At 36.7% G+C, this 21,579-nt stretch carries 17 protein-coding genes; 6 read left to right on the top strand and 11 right to left on the bottom strand.

Going from position 1 to position 21,579, the window contains the following annotated elements; translation table 11 throughout:
• Positions 1–366: 366 nt before the first annotated feature.
• Positions 367–690 (top strand): slr1957 family protein, encoded by a 324-nt coding sequence (locus A0J48_RS19380; protein ID WP_200325950.1) that lies wholly within the window; start codon positions 367–369, stop codon positions 688–690.
• Between the two features lie 94 nt (positions 691–784).
• Here the strand turns inward: A0J48_RS19380 and A0J48_RS19375 are convergent, their stop codons facing one another.
• On the bottom strand, positions 785–1,417 hold the full coding sequence (locus tag A0J48_RS19375; protein ID WP_200325948.1) for a Uma2 family endonuclease: 633 nt from the start codon (positions 1,415–1,417) through the stop codon (positions 785–787).
• Between the two features lie 78 nt (positions 1,418–1,495).
• The gene (locus A0J48_RS19370; RefSeq protein ID WP_200325946.1) at positions 1,496–3,397 is read right to left on the bottom strand and encodes a GTPase family protein; all 1,902 of its coding nucleotides are present in this window, start codon (positions 3,395–3,397) and stop codon (positions 1,496–1,498) included.
• 221 nt (positions 3,398–3,618) lie between these two features.
• On the opposite strand from A0J48_RS19370, the gene A0J48_RS19365 reads away from it, so the two are divergent.
• Positions 3,619–4,938 carry an AAA family ATPase gene (locus A0J48_RS19365; protein WP_200325944.1) on the top strand — a complete coding sequence of 440 codons (1,320 nt, stop codon included), beginning with the start codon at positions 3,619–3,621 and terminating at the stop codon, positions 4,936–4,938.
• Entirely contained in the window at positions 4,923–5,567 is a 645-nt protein-coding gene (locus A0J48_RS19360; protein ID WP_200325942.1) for an RloB family protein, read from the top strand. The genes A0J48_RS19365 and A0J48_RS19360 overlap by 16 nt, the downstream gene beginning before the upstream one ends.
• 246 nt (positions 5,568–5,813) lie before the next feature.
• On the opposite strand, the gene A0J48_RS19355 is transcribed toward A0J48_RS19360, so the two are convergent.
• Positions 5,814–6,554: a DsbA family protein gene (locus tag A0J48_RS19355; RefSeq protein WP_200325940.1), complete on the bottom strand. Its 741-nt coding sequence runs from the start codon at positions 6,552–6,554 to the stop codon at positions 5,814–5,816.
• A gap of 1,105 nt (positions 6,555–7,659) precedes the next feature.
• Here A0J48_RS19355 and A0J48_RS19350 point away from each other — a divergent pair.
• Entirely contained in the window at positions 7,660–8,643 is a 984-nt protein-coding gene (locus tag A0J48_RS19350; RefSeq protein WP_200325938.1) for a sucrase ferredoxin, read from the top strand.
• 10 nt (positions 8,644–8,653) lie between these two features.
• Here the strand turns inward: A0J48_RS19350 and A0J48_RS19345 are convergent, their stop codons facing one another.
• Positions 8,654–9,034, bottom strand: a complete 381-nt coding sequence (locus A0J48_RS19345) for a DUF2237 family protein (RefSeq protein WP_200325936.1) — start codon at positions 9,032–9,034, stop codon at positions 8,654–8,656.
• 123 nt (positions 9,035–9,157) lie between these two features.
• Between A0J48_RS19345 and A0J48_RS19340 the strand changes: the two genes are divergently transcribed.
• Positions 9,158–9,649: a GNAT family N-acetyltransferase gene (locus tag A0J48_RS19340; protein ID WP_200325935.1), complete on the top strand. Its 492-nt coding sequence runs from the start codon at positions 9,158–9,160 to the stop codon at positions 9,647–9,649.
• A 12-nt stretch (positions 9,650–9,661) separates the two neighbouring features.
• Here the strand turns inward: A0J48_RS19340 and A0J48_RS19335 are convergent, their stop codons facing one another.
• The 3 genes from A0J48_RS19335 to hpnA form a co-directional block, all read right to left on the bottom strand.
• Entirely contained in the window at positions 9,662–10,108 is a 447-nt protein-coding gene (locus A0J48_RS19335) for a DUF29 domain-containing protein (protein ID WP_200325933.1), read from the bottom strand.
• Between the two features lie 382 nt (positions 10,109–10,490).
• Positions 10,491–11,510, bottom strand: a complete 1,020-nt coding sequence (gene hpnH, locus A0J48_RS19330; protein WP_200325931.1) for an adenosyl-hopene transferase HpnH — start codon at positions 11,508–11,510, stop codon at positions 10,491–10,493.
• Positions 11,511–11,600: 90 nt separating this feature from the next.
• Positions 11,601–12,587 (bottom strand): hopanoid-associated sugar epimerase, encoded by a 987-nt coding sequence (hpnA, locus tag A0J48_RS19325; RefSeq protein WP_200325929.1) that lies wholly within the window; start codon positions 12,585–12,587, stop codon positions 11,601–11,603.
• A 115-nt stretch (positions 12,588–12,702) separates the two neighbouring features.
• On the opposite strand from hpnA, the gene A0J48_RS19320 reads away from it, so the two are divergent.
• Positions 12,703–14,046 (top strand): cytochrome P450, encoded by a 1,344-nt coding sequence (locus A0J48_RS19320; protein WP_200325927.1) that lies wholly within the window; start codon positions 12,703–12,705, stop codon positions 14,044–14,046.
• Positions 14,047–14,263: 217 nt separating this feature from the next.
• On the opposite strand, the gene A0J48_RS19315 is transcribed toward A0J48_RS19320, so the two are convergent.
• The 4 genes from A0J48_RS19315 to A0J48_RS19300 all read right to left on the bottom strand — a co-directional run bounded on the left by A0J48_RS19315 (position 14,264) and on the right by A0J48_RS19300 (position 21,409).
• Positions 14,264–17,005 (bottom strand): efflux RND transporter permease subunit, encoded by a 2,742-nt coding sequence (locus A0J48_RS19315; RefSeq protein ID WP_200325925.1) that lies wholly within the window; start codon positions 17,003–17,005, stop codon positions 14,264–14,266.
• Positions 17,006–17,214: 209 nt separating this feature from the next.
• The gene (locus tag A0J48_RS19310) at positions 17,215–18,108 is read right to left on the bottom strand and encodes a CheR family methyltransferase (RefSeq protein ID WP_200325923.1); all 894 of its coding nucleotides are present in this window, start codon (positions 18,106–18,108) and stop codon (positions 17,215–17,217) included.
• Positions 18,109–18,482: 374 nt separating this feature from the next.
• Positions 18,483–19,082: a superoxide dismutase [Fe] gene (gene sodB, locus A0J48_RS19305; RefSeq protein ID WP_200325922.1), complete on the bottom strand. Its 600-nt coding sequence runs from the start codon at positions 19,080–19,082 to the stop codon at positions 18,483–18,485.
• Positions 19,083–19,783: 701 nt separating this feature from the next.
• Positions 19,784–21,409 carry a bifunctional pantoate--beta-alanine ligase/(d)CMP kinase gene (locus A0J48_RS19300; protein WP_200325920.1) on the bottom strand — a complete coding sequence of 542 codons (1,626 nt, stop codon included), beginning with the start codon at positions 21,407–21,409 and terminating at the stop codon, positions 19,784–19,786.
• Positions 21,410–21,579 lie beyond the last annotated feature (170 nt).

Genomic DNA, 21,579 nt, shown 5'->3' with positions numbered 1-21,579 from the left:
ATCTTGACTTTGCTTAATTTCTTGTAATACAATTCTACCTTCCTCTACAAAACTTCTCAGTTCTTCTATCGAAAGATTGATAAATTCATTATTCCTTCAGATATTAGCGATTGCTCACTCTTTAATTTACATTTATTGATATTCATCATTTCAAGTAAAGTTTATTGTATTTTTTGGCTAACCATCACTCTGTCCTGTTATTCTTCTAATTAAGGACAGCAATATAAACTGCTGAACTCAATTTGTTGATGATTTCAGGATTATGGAATTAGCGTTAATCTTATAAGCATTTGTTAGCTGGTCAGGAATCTCTGATAAATCTATATTCATTCACTACTCAAACTAAAAACTGCAATTGGTATCCTTATGATGAATCATTACTCTATTGAATGGATCGAGGCTTGGTGCATGGAAAATGGCTGGACAGATTTATTTGTAGAACGCCGTGGTAACTATTGGGCATTTCCTCCAGGAGGAGTAATGCCAGAACCAATTCCGGTTCATGTTTTGAGAGTAATTAAAGAACAGAATGGATTAACTAATCAGGAATTATTCTGGTCAATGACGGCTGTAGTTATTACCATTTTATCTGTTATTTATACCTTTGTTTTCAAGTGTCCGATGCCTTTAGTTTTTGCTTTTGCGTTTAATGCAGTGACAGTGGCACAGCTTGAACCGGAAGATGCTTAGATTCTTGATTTTAACCTTAGTTCAAAACTTCTCTTGTATACATTTTAGATCCCCGACTTCTTTGATAGGTAGGGGATTTAAACAAATTTTATTGTCAATTAATCTTACTCCTGACCCATTCTCTAAATTCTTTGATTAAATCTAAATAATCCGTATCTTCAACCTGCGATAGAAAGTTAGATATTTCTGTCAAAGGTAAATTAGGAAAAGCTAAACTTTCATCCACAACTATATATTTACCATCTTCCAAAATATTGATAGTAAAGACTTTACCATCATATCGCCAAATTTCTGGTACACCAATTTCTGCATAAACTGCAAAACGATCTTTGGAACTGCTAGTAATATCAATCTCTACAACTAAATCAGGTGGTGGATCTTGTTGTAAATTGATTCTAGTTTTACCTTGAATAAACTTGACATTTTTGATGTAGAAACATTCGTCTGGTTCTGCACCAGATAGTTCTGGAAGCTTGAAAGTAGTAGAACCAAGTGGATCAATATTTAATTCTAACTCTTCCGCTAAAGTTTCGACAAATCGACCTACAACTTTTTTGTAACGTTCATGTTCAGGTGAAGGAACCATAATTTCTAAATTACCCCGATAATAAGTTAAACGTAGACGACGACTGGTGCTAAGTTCGTTGAGTAAACTTTCATAAGTGTGCCAACTAATACCTGATAAATGAACAATTTCTTCCGGTTGAATCAGAGTTTGGCTAGTCATGGTGTAATAGACTGTAGAATATTTTCATTATAAACTCACAAAAATATCCCCGACTTCTTGAATAATTCGGGGTTCTGATCAAACTTGTTGCAGATAATAATCAAATCTTTCCTGCAATTTTTCAATCGTTAAATTTTGAGTCCAATATTCTATTAAAGCATGACCAAAAGCCCAAGCATTATGATCTGGTTTACCTGAATTATCTAACAACAAAGGCCAGAGAGATAGTAAATCAAAATTGCGGGATTTATCACGATCCGTATTTAACAATGGAAATAAATCATAAGCCATTTGCAATTTACCAATAACTATGGGTAATTGTTCCACAGGAATTTTTTCTGCTAAAAGATAAGCAAGGGTTGGTGAACCTGTTGATAAGGTAGAAATAAATTGCAAAACTGGACTTTTCAACAGTGTGGTAAGTCCTTGAGTTGTTGCCATTTGAAAGATATAATGATCTATTATTTTCGCAGATTCGGTAATGCGGGTTTCTAGGTTGCGTAAAAAGCGCGTGAGACGTAATTTTTTAACTGGATCTATTGCTGATAATAATCCTAAAGATAATGCTTCTATATTCCAAGCATTGCGACCACTTTTTACGTCAGTTGTAACGATAGGTAAAACTAAATTAGCAAATTCTCCTAACAATTGATTTCTGTATTCTGTCGCTTCTCGAATAGAAATCTCTTTAGGTTTATTTCCCGTTTCCCAATTATAAGGAGGTTGCCATTCACGAATTGGACGTAATTTATCTACTTGGGTAACAATGGTAATAATTGGTAAATCTTCGATTTCTGCTTTGATATCTTGGAGAAAATCTACATCCATTTGTAAAGCGGGATCAAGTGCGGGAGTTACTAATAATAATAAATCTGCTTTTGTGGCATAATCAATGATTAAATCTCGCAAATCATCGCGTTTTACTTGTTCATAACCAGGAGTATCACAAAGATTGAGAATTTCTCCTGTTTCTGTTTGCCAATGATAGGTTTTAATTGCATCTGTGCTAGGTAAAACATCAACCGCAGCAAGTTCACTTTGAAAAAGTGTATTTATTAAACTACTTTTACCGGCACTTGTACGTCCGACAATGAGAATATTAACTGGCTTTTGTTCTACCTGTTCTAGTGGTTCTGCTTGGGTGAAAATATCGCGTAGGGTTTGGGTTTTTGGTTGAGGTAATTCGGGGGTAGGTAATTCAATTTTAGTCCCTGCGTATAGTGCAACTGCTTGTTTGCATAAGTTTCTCAAAGCACCTTCTCTTAATACTTGACTCAAATTTATTAGTAATTCTTGAGAAGCACGGTTATTCACACCTTCACTAGCTTTTTTAGCTACAGCAGCCACAGGATTTAAGAACCATTGCGCTAAGTTCCAAACTCGTAAAAATTTGCGAGCAGATGGTTCTAATTTGCGGTAAACTTCATAAGCTTGATAAGCTTGTCCGACGGTAACTTGATTGAGGACAGGTGATAATTTCTGCATTAATTTATCCATGTCATCGACTGTACCGCGAATTAATCCATAGACTTGGGGAATATAAATATTTAACAGTGGATATTTTACTTCTGGGTTATAAATTTGGGCGATCGCAATTACTAAATCTTGACATCTTTTCCAGAAAGTTTGCAAATCTTCCCAAATTGGCGGATCATTTTGTGAATCAGTTAGAACTTGTTGTAATGCTGTTTCTATTTGTTGGCTTTTGTCTTTTTCTGTGGACAAATTGATATTATTGTCACTGCTAGATTCTAATTCTTCTCGCACTTGTGCAAAAACAGCCTCGATTTGATTAACTGCGGGTTTAGTCCAGCGTACCAACAACAAACGCCAACCAACAAAAATAACAGTAAAAATAGCCCAAATCCAACTTAATCCCCAAGCGTGAATTTGCGTTCCTGCACAGATGAGGAGGAAAGTAATAATTATCGCTATTGGTGAGATGAGAATTAGCCATTGCCATATTTTTAAACGCACCATATTTTGATACCTGTGTTTGTGGTGTTTTGTATATTTCTATTTTGAAGCTAACACTTGTGTAATAGTTGGTTTTATGTAACAAAGTGTAATTATTTGGTGGTAATAGTCCGCAGTAGCTGTAAGTTAATATAACGAGTTGTACTGAAAGTAGAGATTTTTGAGGAATTACGATAGGATTTATGTGAAGAAATCACAAAAAATTGCGTCTTGTAGCTTAAATTATGCTTTTAGATTTTACAGTAGAAAACTACCGTTCAATTAAAGAACCTGTTACCCTAAGTGCTGTTGCTCAAAAACCCAGTCGTCGTAAAACAAAGGAAAGCAGCAACCGCAAAGGGATAAAATCAGATCATGAAATTGCACCTGGGTATTATGTAGAAGGTTGGGATATAGAAGTTTTACCTGTTCTGGCAATTTTTGGTGCTAACGCATCAGGTAAAAGTAATGTGATTCAAGCTTTAGATTATTTATTAATGATGATGACCTATGGTATACAGGAAACTGTAAAACACCAGAGAATTTTTAAATATGCAAAACTAGATCCTTTTAAATTAGATAGTATTTCTGCTAAACAACCTACAAAGTTTGAATTAAGAACTCTATTTGATAATAATATTTATACTTATACATTAGAAATCAATCAAAATCGTGTCATTTCCGAAAAATTGGATTATGCTTTAAATACGACTAAAAGAACTCGGCGTTTATTTAATCGTCAATGGAATGACAATACAAATAAATTTATCTGGAAAACAGGTGATGATTTTGCTGGTCCACATAATCAACTTCAGGACAAAATTAAAGAGAATGAGTTATATATTAATATATTGTCTAAACTAGAAGTTAATACTATCAAACCTTTAATTGATTGGTTAGAATTTAGATGGATTGGAATTCATCTTGGTAGTGAGGAGATGGAAGTTACTATTATCAAATCAATGCAACATATGAATGCGTCCAAATTTCAGGAAAAAATAGCTCCACAAGTCTTTAAAATTATAAAAAAATTTGATACCGGACTTTCAAAAATTGAAATAAACAAGACATCTGAAGAAGATTTTGACTACAATATATATGCCTTCCATAATACCATTGAAGGTCATGAAATTCAGTGGCTTTTAGAGGAAGAATCTTTGGGTACACAACGTCTATTTAGCTTGGCATTTCGGATAGTGATAACTTTGATATCAGGAAGCTTAACAATTGTTGATGAACTAGGTACAAATATTCATCCAAATATCGTAAAATATATTATTAAAATTTTCCAAAACCCCAAAACTAATCCTAAAAATGCTCAACTAATTTTCACCAGCCATGATAACACTTTACAAAGAAATAACTTACTCAGACGGGATCAAATATGGTTTACCCAAAAACGTCCTGACCATAGTACAGAATTATATCCTTTAACAGATTTCCATGTCAGAAATGACTTAGCAATAGATAAAGCTTATTTAGATGGACGCTTTGGAGCAGTTCCATTTTTACCATCGGATGAAGAAATGATATTACAGGGTGATGAGGAATGGCCAGAAAGTTAGAACGTCGTCAACCAAGTAGAAAAATTACTCAAAAAATCCTCATCGCTTGTGAAGGAAGTAAAACCGAACCGATTTATTTTAACAGCATTCGCAATGATTTACGTTCACCAACTTTAGAAATTATTGTGTTACCTCATCAAAAGAAAACTGACCCAGGTAATATCATTGAAAGACTTATTGAAGAAAGACAACAGATGAAAAATGAGAAAAGATGGACTACAAATGATGCTGCTTGGGCTGTTTTTGATGGAGATGAACATATTGAAAGAAGTAAGGAAAATTGGCAAAAAGCCATTAATAGAGCTAATAGTCAAAAAATCAATTTAGCAATTACAAATCCTTGTTTTGAACTTTGGTATTTAATTCATTTTCAAGACCATTTATCGCAAATAAATCGAGATAAATTAATAAACTTACTCAATAAACATATCCCAGAATATGATAAATCAATGTCTCTCTATCCAAACCCATTAAAACCACGTATTTCTCAAGCTATTCAATGTGCTGATAAAATTGCCAAGCAAATAGAACTTAATGATTTAGATAAATATTCAAATCCTTGTTGTAGTGATTTACCTAAGCTAATTAGTAATATATTAGGTTTAAAGGAAAGTAATAACAATCCTTAAATTATGTAGATCTTAAATGCCTCAATAATAAAATTATTTTTAATAATTAATGGTTGAATTCAGTAAATTATTCATGGTTAAACTTATAATTAAGGCTGACCTGTGTTGTATACTTGTTACAGCCACTTAACCAAAAAGCCTAACATTATTAATGGCAAAATCAACCATGAGCAAAACACCAGCAATACTGTGGATATTATCAGTTATCAGCTACATAGAAATTGATAACTGATAACTGATAACTGGTTACTGATTTAACACAGCCTCAATTTCTGATAGCTGAACAGGCCCAGAGAAATTCTTGCTAGTCATGATAAAAGAAGGTGTACCAGAAAGACCCAATTTATAAGCAAGTTGCAGGTCTTTTTGAATGGCTTTATTAGCCAAATCTAGATCACGTTTAAATTTAGCTAAATCCAAATTCAGCTTTTTAGCAGTATCTAAATATAAAGTTTCCCCCAATTGATTTTGATTGGTAAATAAAGCATCATGGTATTCCCAGAATTTACCTTGTTGATATGCAGCCCAAGATGCTTTAGCTGCTGGTAATGCTTGGTCATGAATTTGAACTAATGGGAAATGTTTATAAACTAAGGTAAATTGATTCGGATATTTTGCTAATAAGTTTTTGAGAGTTTTATGTGCTTCGGCACAATAGGGACATTCAAAGTCAGAAAACTCGATTAAAACTGTTTTTAATTGAGTCGAACCAGTAGTAGGAGAATCAGCAATTACAGCTTTGGGATTAGTTTTGAACTCCTGTAAAAATGCCTGTCTTACTTGCTGTATTTTCTGTTGTTGTTCTTCTTGGTATGCTTGAACAGTTTCGATAATTACTTCGGGATTTTTGCGAATAATTTGTAATACTTGTTGTTCTAGTTTTGGGTCAATTTTTGTATCAGCTTGTGCAGGGAATGACCAGCAAAGAGTCAAACATAGTAAGCTGGTAATTGCCCAGATACCCAGGTTTTGAAAAATTTTGAGCATGAGAACATACTAGAAAAATCAATACTATCTTATACCAATTCCAAATTCAAAATTAAGAAAATATAATTTTCTTTTTGAGTATTATAGAAGATGCCATTTACTTAATAAGCAATAGCCATAGTTATACAATTTTTGATTTTGGATTAGAGAAGTTCTATTACCATCATTTTCCAAATAGGTACTAGTAATTAAAATTACTCGATTATTTGCAATCTTTTGTAATATAGTCAAAAAGCTATTTATTGGATTGGAAACCCTAATGATTATTATATTCAGTATTGATTAAACTTGTTTAAGCTGGATATATAGCAAAAGCTAAGGTAGTTAGAACAACAACAGATGATAAAACCTAGACAGTAAAAGCCTTTTAACTGGAGTCACCTGTCACCTCTTACCTGCTATACTCGGAAAAGATTAGCACAATGAGAAGAATTATCAAAAGCTTGCTTTTTTGATTCAATTACGTTACAATTGATACAAATTATCGAAATTCAATCAGCATCAGACTTCTAGTATGTTAGTGGTTGATTAACTTTGAGTAACAAAACCAAAAAATAAACCCCTAATTCCTATCTGCCTTCCGATTGATTCCTGAAGTAAGTTAAATGCTCTAACATTTACCTTACTAGTTACATTTCCTCATTTTTCTCCTTGTCATAGCTTTAAAAGCTATATTTTTTTAGAACCTTATTGAGAATAATTGGCAATATAATGCAGATCCTAGATACCATCCAAGATTGTCACCAGATAATCCGCGCCGAGGAAGCCCTACCTTTTAGGAATCGGGTCATCTTACAGTATGCATTTAGCTACACAGACAAAGGCTTTTAGTCAAGATATGGATAATTTATACAAAAGTTTACAAAGTAGCTTTGTTTCTACCAATATGATTAGCTGTATCTGTTATAGAAACACTTTGTATAGATAGATTTAGTTTTGGAAATACCGGATTTATTAACCGGAAAGACTAGAAAAAACCAGAAACTTATAAAAGTGGCATCTGCTTTTAGTTGTTAGATTTAGTAACACTAAAACTAGTAGCTAGAAATACAATTTTAGTTTTTCATTACCTTTGTCTATAAAATCAATTCTTGAGTCAACTTATATGAATACTTTTTTCTGCTCTGACTATTCTCGGCAAATAGGAGAAGATATTATTGGCAGTGCGACAAACTACCAAACTTATGTTTTAGTGGAATGTCCTCAACCTTGGATGTCAGAAGCATTTCAATCTAAATGGGTAGCTGATAACTTACGGTTGTTAGTGGAAGAAGTTCAACGGAGTAAATTACCCATTCGGTTTCTATTAATTGCTAATGATGAATCACATAAAGTAGAACAAACAACTTTGTTGATTTATCAAAAACAAGCAGGTTTAAGTCATGGTTACTACAAACAAGAATTTAAGCTACCAAATATTGAACAAGTAGCGGGAGTTGTGCGTAAATGGTTATCCGGTGGTAGTCCTGATTATCAAATAGAAACCAGTATCACTAGAGATATTTTAGTTTGTACACATGGTAGCCATGATCAGTGTTGCGCGAGATATGGCAACCCTTTTTATTTTTATGCTAAAAATACTATTTCTGATTTGCAATTAAATCATGTAAGAATTTGGAAATCAAGCCATTTTGGAGGACATCGGTTTGCACCAACAGCTATAGATTTACCGGAAGCAAGATATTATGGCGTGCTGGATCAAGATTCCTTCAAATCAATTTTGACTCGTACTGGTGATATTCAATTTTTGAATAAAGTCTATCGTGGCTGGGGACTTTTACCATCTGCACTACAAATTTTGGAAAGAGAAATAATTTTCCGTCAAGGATGGGATTGGTTTAATTACAAAGTAGCAGGTAAAATTTTAGAGCAAAGTTTAGATAATAATACAATGTTAGCAGAGCTAACTTTTGAACAACCTTCTGGTTCTCTCTACACTTACCAGGCTAAACTTGTGAAAGATGCAGTTAAAACTCAAGTATTAAAGAGTTCTTGTCATGCTACACAAGAGTCATTAGTGGTTAAATATGCTGTAGCTAATCTGTGGTTAGTTGAAAGAAAGGTGGCTAGTACCGCAGGACGAAGTTGAAAATTTAAAATTAAGAATTCGGGTGACGAATTACACGATGTTTTTGCAAATCTTCTAAATTACAAACTTCCAAAGCCCTAGCATGGGTCGCTTCTAAAACTACTGAAGGCGCAACACCAGCTTCTAGGGCTTCTTGCCATCTGGCTGCACATAAACACCAACAATCTCCAGGTTTTAGGCCAGGAAAGTTAAAATAAGGTGCAGGTGTACTCAAATCATTTCCTTGGGATTTTGTATATGCTAAAAATTCGGCTGTGACTTGAGCGCAAACAACGTGCATCCCAAAATCTTGCCCACCTGTGTTACAAAAACCGTCGCGGTAATATCCAGTCATGGGAGATGTGCAACACAGTTCTAGTTTTGTGCCAAGTACGTTTTTAGCTTCTGTCATTTTTTTATTTGTATAATTTTATAGATGGCAGTAGAGATAATTTTGTATCATGATATCATATATCGTAACTGTATTCAACACTAATTATAGTTTTTGTGTGATGAAATTAGGTAAAATTAAAAAATGAAAAAGCCAAATATTATAATCAGAAAAGCAACCATAGATGATCATCAAGGGGTGATAAAGTACGCTATCAAATTAGTTCATCAACATCAAAATTTCAATCCTTTCAGGTTTGTTGAATTTGAAAATCACGAACAACAGCTTTTTGATTTTTTTGCCGAGGAGATTGTAAATCCAAAAGCAGTTGTGTTAGTTGTGGAAGTAGAAAATGAAATTATTGGTTACTCATTTATCAGATTAGAAGAAAGAAGTTTGGTTGATATTGCACCAGCAGCAGCATGGCTTCATGACATTTACATTGATGAATCTGCGCGGGGAATGGGAGCAGGAAAATTGCTGTTAGATGCTTCCATAGATGCAGCAAAAAAGTTAGGTTCACAGGTATTGATGCTGCAAGTGGCTGCACAAAATGAATTTGCGAAGAAGTTATTTGAAGCTAATGGATTTAAGGTTGCAACCTACGAGATGATGATGATTTTAAATGAAGGGTGAAAACTTCTATGATTATTGTTCTTCTTCATTAACCAAAAAATCAGGATCGATAATTTGGTTAATACTATAGGGATTTTCAATAGGAAAAGTTGTATCAGGTAAATTAGTTTCCTGAATTGCTAAATCTACACCATCTTGATAAGCTAAAACAATTGCTGCCGATAAATAGGATTTAAGACTGGGATTTTCTTCCAGATGTTCTTTAATACGACGACGTTGTTCTCTAATTGTGGCTTTCCAACTATTACTGCGTTTATCGCTTTGATACTGCCATTTTAATAGATGTCCAATCAAAATACCCAATCTGTTTCTTAATTCTTGCTTTTCTCGCTTACCCAAAGATTCAATTTCCTCTATTAAATTTACAATATCAAGTTGATTTAGTTGACCTTGCTTTAATAATTTTGCTTGTTCCAAAGTCCAAGCATAAAAATCTGTTTCATACAGTTTTGATGTCATCGTCGTTGTCTCCCATTTTACAATTTACAAAGCGAACTGGGATTTTATATCAATAATCTATCGCAATTTAGTCGCTTATATAGAAATTCCCATTCAAGTAAGAGATAGTAATAATTAAACGCCGATGGACGCAGATCAACGCAGATAATTTTGTAATTTATTAGACTAGGAAATGTTATTGAGTAATGCTCACGTGTGAACTATTATTTTATTATTTTATCATATTGCTCCTTTAATGCTCCTAATTATGATTCATAAAATTTATATTGTCAAAATCAGGATTTACTGGATTTGAATATTAACAAGATTGAGTATTAATAAATAATTCCTGAATCCTGTAAATCCTTTAATCCTGGTAATCCTGATTCAGACAATCTTAAAATTACCCTCTACCAAACACTGTTGTCAGAGAACGAGCTATATTTTGCGGTTGCATCGCATCCATCGCTGCGGTTGGTTCGTAACCACAATGAACCATACAATCAGCACATTTAGGATTACCACTAGCGCGTCCGTACTTACTCCAATCAGTCTCATCCAACAACTGTTTGAAACTTGTATAGTATCCTTCATTCAACAAATAACAAGGTTTTTGCCAACCTAAAACACTATAACTAGGACTACCCCAAGGAGTACATTCATAGTCTTTCTCTCCAATGAGAAAATCTAAAAATAACGGGTTGTGATTAAAGTTCCAGTTTTTCTTTCCAGAGGTGTAAGGTGCAAGAATTTCTCTAAATAAAGCGCGGGTTTGTTCTCTTTGTAGAAAATGATCCTGATCTGGAGCCCATTCATAACTGTAACCAGGAGAAATCATCATTCCATCAACTTTTAGAGTATCGAGAAAATCAAAAAACTCCTGCATTTCTTTGACATCACAACCTTCAAAAATAGTCGAGTTAGTAGTGACACGAAAACCTTTAGCTTTAGCAGCGCGAATTGCTTGAACAGCAACATCAAAAACGCCTTTTCTGTCCACACATTTATCATGCCATTCCCGCATTCCATCTAAATGAACGCTGAAACTTAGATAGGGAGAAGGTTGAAATTTATGGAGACTCTTTTCTAACAACAAACCATTGGTACACAAGTAAACATATTTCTTGCGTTCCACTAAACCTTTAACAATTTCATCAATTTGCGGATGTAATAGTGGTTCTCCCCCAGGAATAGAAACCACAGGTGCGCCACATTCTTCCACAGCTGCAAAACACTGTTCTGGAGTGAGATTCTGTTTGAGAATTTCTGTAGGATGTTGGATTTTTCCACAACCAGAACAAGCTAAGTTACATCTAAATAGAGGTTCTAACATTAATACCAGAGGGAAGCGTTTACGTCCTAACAGACGCTGCGTAACTAAATACTTCCCGATATCCATAGCTTGTTGTAGATTAATTGCCATTTAACTATTCTCCTCTTTTGATAACACCACTTAATTTGGTAATGGGTAATGGATAATTGGTAATTGGTACAAACTATCAACTATCAACTATCAACTGTTCACATAACCATTGGACACAAACCAATCAACAGCATCCTTAAGTGCTACCTTCAGAGAAGACTGAGGTAGACTAAGTTCGCGGATGGCCTTGGAAGCATCATAATACATTGGTTGCTGTGCCATGCGAACACCATCTATGGGAACTGTGGGGGTTTTCCCTAAAGGTGCAAGAATTTTCTCTTCTATCCAAGCGACACTTAATGGTAAAAAAGCCGGAACCGATACTTGCGGTGCTGGTAAACTTGTGATGTCAGATAGTATTTCTAGCAGTTGTTTGAGACTGAGATTTTGATTTCCCAAAATATAGCGATCGCCTGTTTTTCCTTTTTCCAAAGCCAGCAAATGTCCCTTAGCGACATCTCGCACATCAATAAAATTTAAACCTGTATCCACATAAGCCGGCATTTGTCGTCGCAAAAACCGCAGAATAATATCCCCGGTGGGTGTGGGTTTAATATCCATAGACCCAATGGGACTGCTAGGATTAACTATCACAATATCCTGTCCTTGTTTTGCAGCGGCGATCGCTACTTGTTCAGCTAGGAATTTAGACTTTTTATAGTCTCCCACCAACTTCTCTACAGAACTCTGATAAGTTTCATCAACCACCTTTCCACGTTTTCCGACTCCAATAGCTGCAACTGAACTGGTATAAACTGTGCGTTCAATTCCCGCTTTTTGGGCTGCTGCTAACAAATTGCGCGTTCCTTCCACATTATGACGATAGAGTAATTCCCTGTCTTTTTGCCAAAGAGAATAATGGGCAGCAACATGAAATAGGTAGTTGCAACCCTGCATCTGCTTCCAGATATGCGTGTCATTTAAATCACCCTTGACAATATCTATCTCTAAATTCCGCAGATTTCCCAGGTTGCTACTCGGACGCACCAAAGCTGTAACTTTGTATCCTGACTCCAACAGCGATCGCACTACATGAGAACCGACAAAACCTGTACCACCAGTCACAAAAGCCCGCATTCACTCACCTCACACTGATCAAGATTTTATTATCTGGTAATTTTTAGGCGATCGCAGCCGAATGTATATTTTTTTGAGAATATAAATATGAAATAACAGCTAAATATAACATTGTATGCCTCATCAATTACCCCATAGCATTCCCACTCCCCCCTGGTGGCAACTTATCAACTGGATTAAAGATCCCATTGGATTCCAGGAAAAATGTCGTCAACAATATGGAGACATTTTCATCATGCATATAAGTGGCGTTGGTGATTTTGTAATGATTGGTAATCCCCAAGCCATACAAGAAATTTTCAGCCAAGATTCTCAATTTGATATTGGACGTGCTAATCAACTGGCAGAACCGCTCCTAGGCAAAAATTCTATCATGTTAATGGATGGTTCTCACCATCGCCGAGAGCGAAAATTATTAATGCCGCCTTTTCATGGAGAAAAGCTACAAACTTACGCCCAAAAAATCTGCTTAATTACCAAACAAATCGCTAGTCAATGGCAAATTGATCAACCTTTTGTAGCGCGATCTATCATGCAGAAAATTAGTCTAGAAGTCATTTTACAAATTGTCTTTGGATTAAGTGAAGGAGAACGTTATCAACAACTCAAACCTCTACTTACTTCTTGGATAGATCTGACCGACTCCCCCTTGCGTTCCAGTATGCTATTTTTGAAATTTTTACAAAAAGATTGGGGAACTTGGACACCTTGGGGGCAGATGAAAAGCAAAAAACAAAAAGTTGATCAACTACTCCAAGCAGAAATAGAAGAAAAAAGAACTAAGAACAATAAACAACAAAGTGATCTTCTCAGCTTAATGATGGCAGCAAAAGATGAAAATGGCCAAGCAATGACTGATGAAGAATTAAAAGATGAATTGCTGACACTTTTATTTGCTGGACATGAAACCACTGCCACAACACTAGCCTGGGCTTTCTATCAAATTCACCAAAACTCAGATGTCCTCAACAAATTGCTGCAAGAAATCAACAGTTTAGGAGAAAATCCTGAACCAATGAAAATTGCCCAACTTCCCTACTTAACCGCAGTTTGTAACGAAACTCTGCGAATGTATCCAGTCTTACCGACTATTTTCCCACGTATTACCAAATCATCTATGAATATTGCCGGATACCAGTTTGAACCGGAAACAATCTTAACACCAAGTATCTACCTTTTACATTATCAGGAAGACTTATATCCTCACCCCCACCAATTTAACCCCGAACGCTTTCTAGAACGACAGTATTCCCCTTCAGAATATATTCCCTTTGGAGGTGGCAGTCGGCGTTGTTTAGGATATGCCCTAGCTTTGTTAGAAATAAAATTAGTTCTAGCAACAGTTTTATCCAATTATCAACTAGCCTTAGTGGACAATAAACCTATTAAACTACAAAGACGTGGGTTTGCCCTTGCTCCTCAAGGTGGAGTCAAAATGATGATGACTGGAAAACGATAAACACACACTTACAGCAGCTATCAGCTATCAGCGGTCAGCGGTCAGCTTTCAAATACTTATCAGGCAAGACTTTTGGATTGAGTTTTGTACCTCATTTACTCCAAATCTGCTGTATTTTATTTAGGGGTTACGGAAAAAAGTTAATTAGTTCGGTGCGTCAAAAAGTTAATTTAAAATTAGATGATGAATTAAAAAATTTGACGCACCCTACAAGTTGCTATTTTGTCACCTTCTTTCTAGGAAACCAATCATCTAAAATTGCATAGAGTACAGGAACAACAAACAAACTGAGGATAGTAGAACTGACCAAACCACCGGCGATGGCCACAGCCATAGGCGATCGCAACTCAGAACCAGCACCCAAACCCAAAGCGATGGGAACCATCCCCAAAATAGTGGATGCCGTAGTCATCATAATCGGTCTAAATCTGACAAATCCAGTTTCTAAAATTGCTTTTGTACGTTCAATTCCTGCATCCCGTAATTGATTGATATAATCCACAATCAAAATCGCATTTTTGTTAGCGATACCAATCAAAAACACAAAACCAATCAAAGAAATCATCCCAAAATCGCTTTTGGTAATCAGTAAAGCCAACAAAGCGCCCACCAAAGCCAAAGGTAGAGAAATACCAATCACAATTGGATCTACCAAACTTTTAAACAGCCAAATTAACACACCAATAATACACAAAGCTGATAAAGCCAGAGTGCTGCCAAAACTGCCAAATACCTCACTTTGACGAGCAGAATCACCGCCCAAATTCAAAGAAACACTAGCTGGCATCACCGCTTTAGCTTCCGCCACCACCTGATCAGTTGCATCACCCAAAGTTAAATTTCCACCCAGGTTAGCACTGATATAAGCCACCCTTTGATTATTCAACCTGTCAATTTGAAACACATTACCTTGTTGATTAGCTTCACCTGTCACAGTCACATCGGCAAAACCTGGTAATTTTTCAACTCGTTCTTTAATTTGCTTTGCTGTTTTATTTAAATCATCTAGGTTATCCCCTTGCAAAGCCAACTGTAAAGGTTTCTGCCCACCAGTGTCCACAAATTGAATATCTTCTACACTTGTAGTTACACCCGGTAGATTAGGTAAATCAGAGCGCAGTTGATCTTGCAGTGCTGATGTAGAAATTTGACGTTCTTTTTTCAGCTTGACATACAACGTCCCCTTATTCGGCTCACCTTCACGAGAACCCACAGTAGTAAACACAGTTTCCACTGCGGGGGACTTTCTCACTACTGCTTCCAGTTTCTTAGCAACATCCAAAGAATCATTTAAAGGATTAGGAAAAGGAATTGGAGATGATAAAGCAGCTAAAGCAGCGGCCGAAGAGGAATTTATTTGTCCTCTTATGTTCGTTCCTCCTTGTCCCGGTAGCCTTCCTGGTTCTGGTGGTTGTCCTTGTCCTGCTTGCGCCAATTGTCGAGGATCAGGAACACTAGACAAGGGAGAGGTATAGACAATATTAAACTCGCCTCGGTCAAGTTTGGGAATAAAGCCTTTGGGAATCAGGGGAATCAGGGCTACACCACCGACTAAACTGAGAACGGCTAAACCAACAACTAGCCAACGGTGGTTTAAAGACCAGGCGAGCAAGTTGCAGTAAATTTGGTCAAATCGCACTCCAATCTTACTTTCTCTTGGAAGAGACTTAGATTTTGAGGGTTTGAGCCAATAAATTGCTAGTACAGGGGATAAAGTCCGCGCCACTAATAAGGATGTGAGCATAGCCGCAGAAACAGTGATGCCAAAGGGTTTGAAGAATTGGCCAACCACACCACCCATCAAACCAATAGGCAGAAATACCGCAACTGCTGTAAAAGTGGCAGCGGTGACTGTTAAGCCAATCTCATTAGTAGCTATCAAGGCTGCTTGGCGCGGAGTTTCCCCATCTTCCACGTGCCGCATGATGTTTTCTACATCAACAATGGCATCATCGACAATAGAACCAATGACTAAAGCTAAGGCTAAAAGGGTGATGGTTTCTAAGTTAAAGCCATAAATCGCCATAACGATAAATGTCCCTAACAAAGAAATGGGAATGGCTAAAGCAGAAATTAGAGTAGCTTGCCAGTTCCACAAAAACGGAAATATCACCACCACAGATAAAATAATGGCTTCGATCAGTGCATCTATGGTGGATTTGGTGGCGTTGCGGATATATTCGGCTTGGGTAGCAGCCAGGGTGAGGGTGACATCTTTGAGATTAGTCCTCAGTTTCTGGACTTCTTTTTCTACCCGACTCACCACCTCTAAAGTGTTAGCATCACCTTTTTTGATGACTTGAAATGCTAGGGCATCTTTGCTGTTAAATCTGATTAATGTTCCTGCTGCTGGTAGTCCAGCGGTTGGTGTAGGTGGAGGGGCGCTGTTACCATCTCCTAGTAGGGAGACTTTGAGAACTCCTGGTAGATTTGCGATCGCTGGCACAATTTTATCTTTTGCCAGTTGCTGTAAATCATTTAAATTAACAGATTTACTCTCAATCGCATAGCTAACAGCTGCTGACTCATTCAAGTTCAGCGGAATTATTTTATAATTTGCCCCTGTGGGTAATTTCAACTGTTTAACTATATTTTCGGTGTTGCTAGTCGATGTTTCTAAATTCGTGCCAACGGCAAATGACAAGCTAACGGCAGTTTGACCAGGATATGTTGAAGAACGAATATCGTCTAGTCCTGCCAGTGATTTTAAGCTTTCTTCTATTGGTTTGGTGAGTTTGTTCTCTGTATCCAGGGCTGATGTTAAAGGCGCTTGGGCATTTACCACCACTACCGGAAAGGTAATATCTGGAAATAAAGCATATTTGAGGGAACTGAAGGCTAACACCCCAGCTACCGTCACACCTATCCAAAAACATACCGTCAACCACGAAAAGTCAATCGCCAATTTGGAAATATTGAACCGTTCGCGTGCGGATTTTGTGCTATTAGTCTGTACCATCTTGGAAATTAAATTATCCTGTGCCTGACACAATCATTTAGTTATGCTACATTGTTATAGCGACTTTTTAACTTTTGTATAAATAACTGCTTTACTTACTTTTTCTCCTGTGTACAATCCTTCTCTGTTATAAAAAGTTTCCGAAATCTTTTTCACTGGACTATTAACTATTTTACTTTCATTAATAATTGATATTACACCTGACACTTTCAATACCTGATGAAAAAATCGAAAGCTTGGAGCAATTTTTGTTCAAATATATCAATTGATTGATTTTGTTGTGGCTCTAAATACTGAAGCACATTATGCACTAGCAATAAATCATATTTTTCCAGGTGATTAACAGCATTGACATCATCTAAAGATAATAAATCTAAATTATTAAATTTTACTTGTTGTTTCAACAAGTTAGAAAAAACTAACACGCCTGGCGCAACTTCTAAAAAATAATGCTCTAAGAATTGTCGATCTAAATACCGCATGAGGACTTCCTGCGGGTACATGATATTACTTGTTAGTTTTTCAAAAACAATGTTTGGTTTATTAAAAACATCAATTTCAATAATTTTATCAACAGTTTCTGGCAAGAATTTGCTTTTGGTTAATTGCTGATTGACTAATTTTAAAACGGTAATTAATTCTTGTCCATAGGAAGTACCAATAATGCCTATACAGATTTTTTGAAGCTGCTGAGACTCTCTATATATATGAAAATTATCTTGAATTTGTTTGACTAATTTATCTCCAATAATGTGAGCATAAACTTCAGGATAGCGATTCAATATTGAATATTCAGATCCACCTATTTCACGCAAAAATTTATCTCTATGTAGAGCTAAAATAAATGGATGGTCAAAATCTGATCGCTCAATCAAATTGTTAAGCTCCAACCATACGGCTGTATCAGAAGAAAATGAAAAATTTTGACTGATTAAGACTAAATGCTGTTCTATCTCTTGATGAAAATTTAAAAAAATTAAATCAACGAATTCATCAATAGTCAGTCCAATCGCACCTAATTCAATAAATTTAAAGAAAATATTCTTTTTTTCTGTCCAAGTAAGTGGTAATGGATTGAGGTTTGATATATGAGAGTTCTGCATAACAGCTTATTAAAGTAATTCTCGAAGTTAAATTATTCAATGAGTGAAAGCAAAGATGAGCATTAGATTCTTCTTTCCCTACTTACTTGACAATTGAGTATTGAGTGTTTTTTGTTTCTAAGTACATAATGGGTTGCATTTATTATAACCCAAGTTGTTATTGACCCAGTTGTGGGTGGTATAGCAGGAGGCAGGAGGTAAAGCCTTGTTATATCTAGGTTTCAAGGATTAATAATGTCCTAATTATCCTGGCTACAACTATAATTGGTGATTGGTCATTGGTAAAATTTACCTCTGTTCCCTATTGTGAAATTAAAAATCCCCTGCTTGTTAAGCATGGGGACTGTTTTTGATAACCTTAAATCAAAATTAGATTAAGCAGCAAAATTTGCAGCCGCAAATTCCCAGTTAGCAAGGTTATCCAAGAAATTCTTAATGAATGCTGGACGAGCATTTCTGTAGTCGATGTAATAGGCGTGTTCCCAAACGTCTAAAGTGAGAATTGCCTTTTTACCATGCGCTAAAGGGTTTTCTGCGTTTGGTGTCTTGATGACTTTGAGTGTACCACCATCATCAATTAACCAAGCCCAACCACTACCAAACTGAGTTGCAGCAGCAGCAGAAAATTCTTCTTTGAATTTGTCAAAGCTACCAAAATCTTGGTTAATCTTGTCAGCCAGTACGCCTGTGGGTGCGCCACCACCAGCGGGTTTCAAAGAGTTCCAAAAGAAGGTGTGATTCCAAACTTGAGCCGCGTTGTTGAAGATACCAGCTTTAGAGGAGTCTTTGAAGGAAATTTGAATTACTTCTTCGAGGGACTTATCAGCAAGTTCTGTACCATCGGTGAGTTTGTTGAGGTTATCTACATAAGCTTTGTGATGCTTACCATAGTGATACTCAAAGGTTTCACCTTTCATGCCATAAGGTTCTAGAGCATTAAAGTCGAAGGGTAGGGGAAGCTGTGTAAATGCCATGTTTTTAAATCCTCTCTTTACTGTTTTCCTGCTTTCAGCTGTTGCCGAAACTCAGGAAATTACAGGTTTTGTATTTTGGTAGTTTTATATCCTTAATTATGGAACATAAAACTTAACATAGTTATTTTACTACCAAAATGAACAACCTCAATGCAAAATCTATAGTCGGTGACTCTTGACAGGTGATAGAGTTAAAAGGCTTTTAGTGTCTACGTTTTATTATCTGTTGATGTCCTAACCACCTTAGCTGTTGCTAAGTACCCAAGCAAAACTAATTGCAGATATTGATTGAAAACAAAAATGTCTGTATTCCTTACCTGTTACCTCATCCTCACAGATATGATAGGTAATCTTAATTGATATGATGGGGATTGATCTATAGTTGCTGATGGTTATAAATTTTGTAATCTATCTTTAGTTAGATGAAGGATTATTCAAACTCTCTATAATCTTGTATACAACACCCATTTATGTGCTATTGAATATTGCTAATTTTCAAAATATAACGTCCGGTTGAAAATTTATAGCAGGGAGCAGGAATCAACTCAAAAGGATTTCAGGTGTATGGCTTAAGCCAATTTGTGCTATCAGTGGTTCAGGAGAATAATAATCAGAATTAATTCCTCTGCTTCCCTACACCTTGCCCCTTGCACCCTGCTTCCTGCTTATTCAAATTTTAGACCTACAAGCAATTGCTACAATTACAACTGAGATACACTCTTTTGGTAATAATTAACAATTTGCATTGCTACTTCACTAGGGGTAAGTCCATCGGTTTCAACTTCAACCGCATCTGCTGCTTTTTGCAAGGGAGAAATTTTGCGAGTGCTATCTTTGTAGTCGCGTTCTGCAATATCCCGTTCGAGTTGTTCTAAACTAACTTCAGGCTGACCTTGTTTTGTAAAGTCCTGCTGACGACGACGCGCACGTTCGCTGACAGAGGCAGTTAAAAAGATTTTAACTTCGGCATCTGGGAAAACATGAGTACCAATATCTCTGCCTTCAGCTACCAAACCACCGCGTTGACCCCAACTTTGCTGTTGTTTGACTAGGGCTTTGCGGACTGCACCTTGAGCAGCGATCGCAGATACCTGTGATGTTACCTCAATGGTGCGAATTTCTTGAGTGACATCATTACCATCAATCCATACTCGCACCGGAGTTTCCAGATTTTGGCTAGGAGTCAATTCAATTTTACACTGGTTAGCTAATTCTGCGATCGCACATTCATCATGAATAGCAATACCTTTTTGTAGCACTAGCCAGGTGATAGCCCGATACATAGCCCCTGTATCCAAATACACCAAGCCTAATTGGGTAGCCACTTGGCGAGCGACTGTAGATTTACCAGCACCAGCTGGCCCATCAATGGCGATAATAGGTTGGCGCTGGCGTAGCCCGTCGTAGACATCGCGCAAGATGGTATTATCAATCAATCGTGTAGAACCAAGACGAGCTGCGATCGCCACCATCCCTTCCTCCTCAACTTTTGTTAGAAACATCAATGTATTCGGTTCAACCAATTCAATATATTCAACATAGATAGTGCTGACCTTTGCTATTTCTTCCCACACCAATGCTATCAGCTGACTACTGTTGCGAACGCCAGCACGAAACGCCGCTTCAGCTTGTTGCAAGCCTTTATATAACACTGTTGCCTGCTCTTTTTCTGTTGCAGTCAAATATTGATTACGAGAACTCAAAGCCAAGCCAGACGCTTCCCGCACCGTTGGACAAGCAACAATTTCTACTGGCAAATTTAAATCAGCCACCAGACGTTTAATAATTGCCAGTTGTTGGCCATCTTTTTGACCAAAGTAGGCTCGGTCAGGCTGTACCAAATTGAAAAGCTTGGTGACAATCGTCGCCACACCTTGAAAATGACCAGGCCGATAACTACCACACAAGCTACTTATCATACCAGATGGAGGGATTACTTGTGTAACTTGAGTTTCTTGTATATTCTTCTGAGGAATTCCCATTTCTTCCGGAGTAGGTGCAAAAATCGCGTCAACTCCAGCTTGTTCACATAATAGCCGGTCTTGCTCTAAAGTCCGGGGATAGCGTTGATAATCCTCCTTGGGACCAAATTGCAGGGGATTGACAAAAATACTCACAATCACCGTAGAATTTTCTTGTCTAGCGCGGTGAATCAAGCTGAGATGACCTTGATGCAGCCCTCCCATAGTTGGGACTAAACCAATTTCTGTCGGATACCAAGTAGTCTGATCATCAAATAATAACTCGTCAGAAAGCCTAAGATTGCTGTCCCAACGACGTTGATTTAAATAACAGCGTAAAGCTGCAACTGTTGTAAACAGGCGCACAAAATACCCCTAGTTCTTCTCTATCCTCTCCCCCGTTAGTTTATATCTGATAGCGCAGCTTGGCGCAAGCCATAATTGGGGTCTGGGATGAATGAACCAGGGGTATGGAAGTGAAAGCAGAGGGTGTAAGGTGTAGGGTGTAGGGTGTAGGGTGTGGGGGTGTAGGGTGT

Origin of the sequence: Sphaerospermopsis aphanizomenoides BCCUSP55, from assembly GCF_001586785.1 — a bacterium.
GTDB classification, from domain to species: Bacteria; Cyanobacteriota; Cyanobacteriia; order Cyanobacteriales; family Nostocaceae; genus Sphaerospermopsis_A; species Sphaerospermopsis_A aphanizomenoides_A.
The sequence above is the reverse complement of the archived record's forward strand: the minus strand, read 5'-3'. Positions and strand labels throughout refer to the sequence as shown.

Excerpts from the sequence above, each read along its gene's own strand:
- A0J48_RS19380 (WP_200325950.1), top strand. The coding sequence starts at position 367 with ATGATGAATCATTACTCTATTGAATGGATCGAGGCTTGGTGCATGGAA.
- A0J48_RS19375 (WP_200325948.1), bottom strand. The coding sequence starts at position 1,417 with ATGACTAGCCAAACTCTGATTCAACCGGAAGAAATTGTTCATTTATCA.
- A0J48_RS19370 (WP_200325946.1), bottom strand. The coding sequence starts at position 3,397 with ATGGTGCGTTTAAAAATATGGCAATGGCTAATTCTCATCTCACCAATA.
- A0J48_RS19365 (WP_200325944.1), top strand. The coding sequence starts at position 3,619 with ATGCTTTTAGATTTTACAGTAGAAAACTACCGTTCAATTAAAGAACCT.
- A0J48_RS19360 (WP_200325942.1), top strand. The coding sequence starts at position 4,923 with ATGGCCAGAAAGTTAGAACGTCGTCAACCAAGTAGAAAAATTACTCAA.
- A0J48_RS19355 (WP_200325940.1), bottom strand. The coding sequence starts at position 6,554 with ATGCTCAAAATTTTTCAAAACCTGGGTATCTGGGCAATTACCAGCTTA.
- A0J48_RS19350 (WP_200325938.1), top strand. The coding sequence starts at position 7,660 with ATGAATACTTTTTTCTGCTCTGACTATTCTCGGCAAATAGGAGAAGAT.
- A0J48_RS19345 (WP_200325936.1), bottom strand. The coding sequence starts at position 9,034 with ATGACAGAAGCTAAAAACGTACTTGGCACAAAACTAGAACTGTGTTGC.
- A0J48_RS19340 (WP_200325935.1), top strand. The coding sequence starts at position 9,158 with ATGAAAAAGCCAAATATTATAATCAGAAAAGCAACCATAGATGATCAT.
- A0J48_RS19335 (WP_200325933.1), bottom strand. The coding sequence starts at position 10,108 with ATGACATCAAAACTGTATGAAACAGATTTTTATGCTTGGACTTTGGAA.
- hpnH (WP_200325931.1), bottom strand. The coding sequence starts at position 11,510 with ATGGCAATTAATCTACAACAAGCTATGGATATCGGGAAGTATTTAGTT.
- hpnA (WP_200325929.1), bottom strand. The coding sequence starts at position 12,587 with ATGCGGGCTTTTGTGACTGGTGGTACAGGTTTTGTCGGTTCTCATGTA.
- A0J48_RS19320 (WP_200325927.1), top strand. The coding sequence starts at position 12,703 with ATGCCTCATCAATTACCCCATAGCATTCCCACTCCCCCCTGGTGGCAA.
- A0J48_RS19315 (WP_200325925.1), bottom strand. The coding sequence starts at position 17,005 with ATGGTACAGACTAATAGCACAAAATCCGCACGCGAACGGTTCAATATT.
- A0J48_RS19310 (WP_200325923.1), bottom strand. The coding sequence starts at position 18,108 with ATGCAGAACTCTCATATATCAAACCTCAATCCATTACCACTTACTTGG.
- sodB (WP_200325922.1), bottom strand. The coding sequence starts at position 19,082 with ATGGCATTTACACAGCTTCCCCTACCCTTCGACTTTAATGCTCTAGAA.